We start from the raw sequence: 4,289 nt of genomic DNA on the forward strand, positions 1-4,289 counted from the left end.
GAGGGGTTCCCGGAGCCGGTGGACGTTCCCGCCGAGCGCCGCCGAGTGGTGGAACTCTTCGAACGGCTGGAGCCGGGCGCGGGCGCAAGACTGGAGCAGTACCTGGACTCCGCAGCGGACACCTACACGATGGCCGTCCGCCGGTTCCTCTACTCCACCTTCGAATCCCTCACTTCCCTGCTCACCCCGGACGTGCTCGGACGCCTGCCGCGCCTCGGCAGGCTGCTCCTGGAACCGCTGCACAGCTACGCCCGGCGCTACGTCACCGATCCCCGGCTGCAGCAGATTCTCGAATACCCGGCGGTGTTCCTCGGCACCTCCCCCTTCACCGCGCCGAGCATGTACCACCTGATGAGCCACCTCGACCTCGACGACGGGGTGCTCTACCCGATGGGCGGATTTGCCCGCCTGGTGGAGGCCGTTGAACGCCTCGCCCGGGAAGCGGGAGTCACCATCACCACCGGCGCCGAGGTCCTCGAGATCGAGACCGCGTCCACGTCATCCCGCAGGCGGCCCGCCGCCGTACGCGGGGTGCGCTACCGCACGGGTGACGGGACCGAATACCGGGCGGCGGCCGACGTCGTCGTTTCCGCAGCCGACCTGCACCACACCGAAACCGCGCTGCTTCCCCGCCACCTGCAGACCTACCCCGAGCGGTACTGGAAGCGCAGCACCGCCGGCCCAAGCGCACTGCTCCTCTACCTCGGCGTGCGCGGCGAACTGCCCCAGCTGCAGCACCACACACTGCTGTTCACCGAGGACTGGGAGGAGAACTTCCGGGCCATCTTCGGCAGGACCCCCTTCATTCCCACACCGGCGTCGATGTATGTGTGCAAGCCCAGCGCCACCGATCCGGCTGTGGCACCGGAGGGGCATGAGAACGTGTTTGTCCTGGTGCCGATTCCCGCGGATCCCAGCCTGGGCGGCAGCGGGGGCGAGCGGATCGAGCGCGTTGCCGACGCCGTGATCGGGCAGCTCAGCGAGTGGGCGGGGATCCCCGATCTGAATGAGCGCATCGTGCTTCGGCGCAGCTACGGTCCCGCGGATTTCGAGCGGGACTACCACTCCTGGAAGGGCACCTCGCTCGGGCCGGCGCACACGCTGCAGCAGAGCGCGTTCTTCCGCGCCGGCAATATCAGCCGCAAGGTCCAGGGCCTGTACTACGCGGGCGGCTCCACCATTCCGGGCATCGGCATTCCCATGTGCCTGATCAGCGCCGAACTGGTCATCAAGCGGCTGCGCCGGGATACCAGCACCGATCCGCTGCCTGTCCCGCTCCGCCCGGGCCGGGTCCGCGAAAACACGGTCGCGTGATGGGTGCTGCCTACCTGCTGTTCCTGCTCGCCTCCCTGGGGTGCATGGTCCTGCTGGACCAGCGGCTGCGCCTCTTTTTCTGGCACGACGCCGGCCGGGCGGCTGCCGTGCTGGTCACCGGTGTGCTGTTCTTCCTTGCCTGGGACCTCGCGGGAATTGGCCTGGGCATCTTCTACCGCGGGCAGACCGACATCATGCTCGGGATCACCCTCGCGCCCGAGCTGCCGCTGGAGGAAGCGGTCTTCCTGACGTTCCTCTGCTACCTCGTCATGAACCTGTTCCTGCTGTTCCGCCGGCATTTCGCCGCGCGGCTGCAGGTGGCTGACAGTGCGGTGGAACGCTCATGACCTACTGGCTGCTCAACGCGGTGTTCCTCGTTCCGGCCCTCGCGGTCGGTCTCCTCGCGGCGGCGAAGGTGTCCGGGCCCAGGCGCAAGGCGGCGCTGGCAGCGGCGGGGTGCGCCGCCGTCGTCGTGCTGATTCTGACTGCCGTGTTCGACAACATCATGATCGCCGCAGGCCTGTTCAGCTATGCGCCGGACCTGATCTCCGGGCTGTCGGTGGGCCTGGCTCCGCTGGAGGATTTCGCGTATCCCGTGGCGGCCGTGCTGCTGCTGCCCGCCCTGTGGATGCTCCTCGACGAGCGCGGATTCAAGCGCAACCATGAACGGAGGCGGCAGCCGTGAAGACCCTCCGCACCCTGCTGGTGTCCTCGCGGCCGCTGTCCTGGGTGAACACTGCCTTCCCCTTCGCGGCGGCGTATCTGCTGACGGCGGGGCAGATCGACCTCGCATGGATCATCGGCACCCTCTACTTCCTCATCCCCTACAACCTCGCGATGTACGGGATCAATGACGTGTTCGACTACGAGTCGGACCTCCTCAACCCGCGCAAGGGCGGCGTCGAGGGGGCGGTGCTCGACCGGACCATGCACACCATCACGCTCCGCGCCGCGATCGCCACCAACGTGCCGTTCCTCGCGGTGCTGGTGCTCCTCGGCGGACCGCTGTCCTGGCTGGTGCTCGCGGTCAGCGTCTTCGCGGTGATCGCCTACAGTGCTCCGCGGCTGCGCTTCAAGGAGCGTCCGTTCCTCGATTCGGTCACTTCGAGCACGCACTTTGTTTCTCCAGCGGTTTACGGGCTGGTGCTGGCTCAGGCGGAGTTCACGCCGGCGCTGTGGGCGCTGCTCGGCTCGTTCTTCCTCTGGGGTGTGGCGAGCCAGGCGTTCGGTGCGGTGCAGGACGTGGCGGCCGACCGCGCCGGCGGCATCGCCTCCATCGCAACGGTGACCGGCGGCCGGGCGACGGTCCGCTTCGCCATCGCCGCCTACCTGATGAGCGGCGCGCTCATGCTCTTCACCCCCTGGCCAGGGCCGCTGGCGTCCTTCCTGGTGCTCGCCTACGTGATCAACATTGTTCCGTTCGCGTCCCTGGAGGACGACGACGCCGGCCTCGCCCACCGCGGTTGGGAGCGGTTCCTCTGGCTGAACTACGTGACCGGTTTCTTCGTGACAATGCTGCTGATCTGGTACGCGGCGATCCGCTGACTTGCCTTTCTTCTCCCGAACGGAGGGGCCGCTCAGCGGTTGGAGACACGCCGCAGTATCTCGCGGTAAATGGTGGTTCGGGAGACGGTGAAGAGTTCGGCCAGTTCCGCCTGGGTGTATTTGTCCTCATCGACCAGCTCGTAGAGGTGCCGACGGCGGGTTGGAGACAGTTTTGGCTGTTTGCCCCGCAAGCGGCCTTTGGCTTTTGCGACGGCCATGCCCTCACGGGTGCGTGCGCGAATCAGATCTGACTCGAATTCGGCGACCATGCCCAGCACGTTGAACATCAAGCGGCCTACCGGGTCGGTGGGATCGTAGACGCTGCTGCCGAGGCTGAGTGAGACGCCTTTGCGCGTGAGCTCATCAGCGATGTCTCGTGCATCAGGCAGGGAACGTGCGAGGCGGTCGAGTTTGGTGACCACAAGTGTGTCACCGGCGCGGACTGCGGCCATTGCCTGGAAGAGTCCGGGGCGTGCGCGGTTTGTACCCGTCAACCCGTGGTCGACGTAGATGTAGTCGGCTTCCACTCCGAGGGCGGCCAAACCTTCGCGCTGGATGGTGAGGTCTTGTTCGTGGGTGGATACGCGAGCGTACCCGATCTTCACCATTTCAGTGTTGCACTTAACCCACCCTCACGGGGCATTTCACCGTACCGGCTTTTCGTGCACCGCGATTGTTCAGGGTGATTTGTAGGCTTTGTGATTGGGTGTGCGGCGCTGGGGGTTCGGCTTACGCGGCACTAGACGCTCTGCCGAAAGATTGTGGATCCGAGATGGCTGCGGGCCCGTCTACTCCTCTCGACTCTGAAAGACTCTGATCATGACTCCGGACCTCAAGATCATGCTCGATCGCGTCGTGGCCGAGGTATTCAACGAAGACTTCGTCGTTGTGAATCGCAGCTCCGACGATCCTGCCTTTTCTACCAGTGTCCAGGTCAGCAGCCGTTCCCATGAGGAGCGTAGCGCAGTCATTCGAGTCGATCCGGTGTGGGTGGAGGTCTTCATTCCGGAACTGAAGGTTCATACCGGCCTGGTAGTGGATGACTATGGCGAAGAGGGCGACGAAGAGTTGGAGGCCTATAGGGAGGCTGAACTAAGGAAGCTATGTCGCGTCATGCGCTCATACCTATTGGGAGGAGGGCGGGTAACGACGCGGCGTCGGCTGTTCGGTCGCGGGCGCTCCTCCAGACACTGCTTTCAGGTGGGGAATTCAGGGGCGACAGTGTCATCCTCAACGTCGGCCCACTGAAACTGCTTCACTTCCGCGAACATACTTCATAACCTCTGCTTCGAGTCCGGTTCAATATAGAGGATGCTATCTCGCTGAGAATCCTTGGGGCGGTGAGGGATCATGCGTCGGGCGATGGATTGGAAATGAGTATGGTTGAGTTCAGCGAACGAGGGGAATCCAACTAATGGCAAATGACGACT

Annotated in this window: 6 protein-coding genes; 5 read left to right on the forward strand and 1 reads right to left on the reverse strand. The window is 64.7% G+C overall.

Annotated elements, in window-relative coordinates; genetic code table 11:
* The 4 genes from crtI to X803_RS0105510 form a co-directional block, all read left to right on the forward strand.
* Positions 1–1,314: phytoene desaturase family protein (gene crtI, locus X803_RS18040; RefSeq protein ID WP_035778044.1), on the forward strand; the 1,314-nt coding region annotated here is incomplete at its 5' end.
* Positions 1,314–1,661 carry a lycopene cyclase domain-containing protein gene (locus X803_RS18045; RefSeq protein WP_051470494.1) on the forward strand — a complete coding sequence of 116 codons (348 nt, stop codon included), beginning with the start codon at positions 1,314–1,316 and terminating at the stop codon, positions 1,659–1,661. The genes crtI and X803_RS18045, both read left to right, overlap by 1 nt.
* Positions 1,658–1,999 carry a lycopene cyclase domain-containing protein gene (locus X803_RS0105505; RefSeq protein ID WP_026544354.1) on the forward strand — a complete coding sequence of 114 codons (342 nt, stop codon included), beginning with the start codon at positions 1,658–1,660 and terminating at the stop codon, positions 1,997–1,999. Before X803_RS18045 ends, X803_RS0105505 begins: the two co-directional genes overlap by 4 nt.
* Positions 1,996–2,859: a prenyltransferase gene (locus tag X803_RS0105510; protein WP_026544355.1), complete on the forward strand. Its 864-nt coding sequence runs from the start codon at positions 1,996–1,998 to the stop codon at positions 2,857–2,859. The genes X803_RS0105505 and X803_RS0105510 overlap by 4 nt, the downstream gene beginning before the upstream one ends.
* A gap of 32 nt (positions 2,860–2,891) precedes the next feature.
* Here X803_RS0105510 and X803_RS0105515 read toward each other — a convergent pair whose 3' ends face one another.
* The gene (locus X803_RS0105515; protein WP_026544356.1) at positions 2,892–3,464 is read right to left on the reverse strand and encodes a recombinase family protein; all 573 of its coding nucleotides are present in this window, start codon (positions 3,462–3,464) and stop codon (positions 2,892–2,894) included.
* 214 nt (positions 3,465–3,678) lie between these two features.
* Between X803_RS0105515 and X803_RS0105520 the strand changes: the two genes are divergently transcribed.
* The gene (locus X803_RS0105520; protein WP_026544357.1) at positions 3,679–4,107 is read left to right on the forward strand and encodes a hypothetical protein; all 429 of its coding nucleotides are present in this window, start codon (positions 3,679–3,681) and stop codon (positions 4,105–4,107) included.
* Positions 4,108–4,289 lie beyond the last annotated feature (182 nt).

The sequence above is a fragment of the Arthrobacter sp. 35/47 genome, assembly GCF_000520475.1.
Taxonomy (GTDB): Bacteria; Actinomycetota; Actinomycetes; order Actinomycetales; family Micrococcaceae; genus Arthrobacter_D; species Arthrobacter_D subterraneus.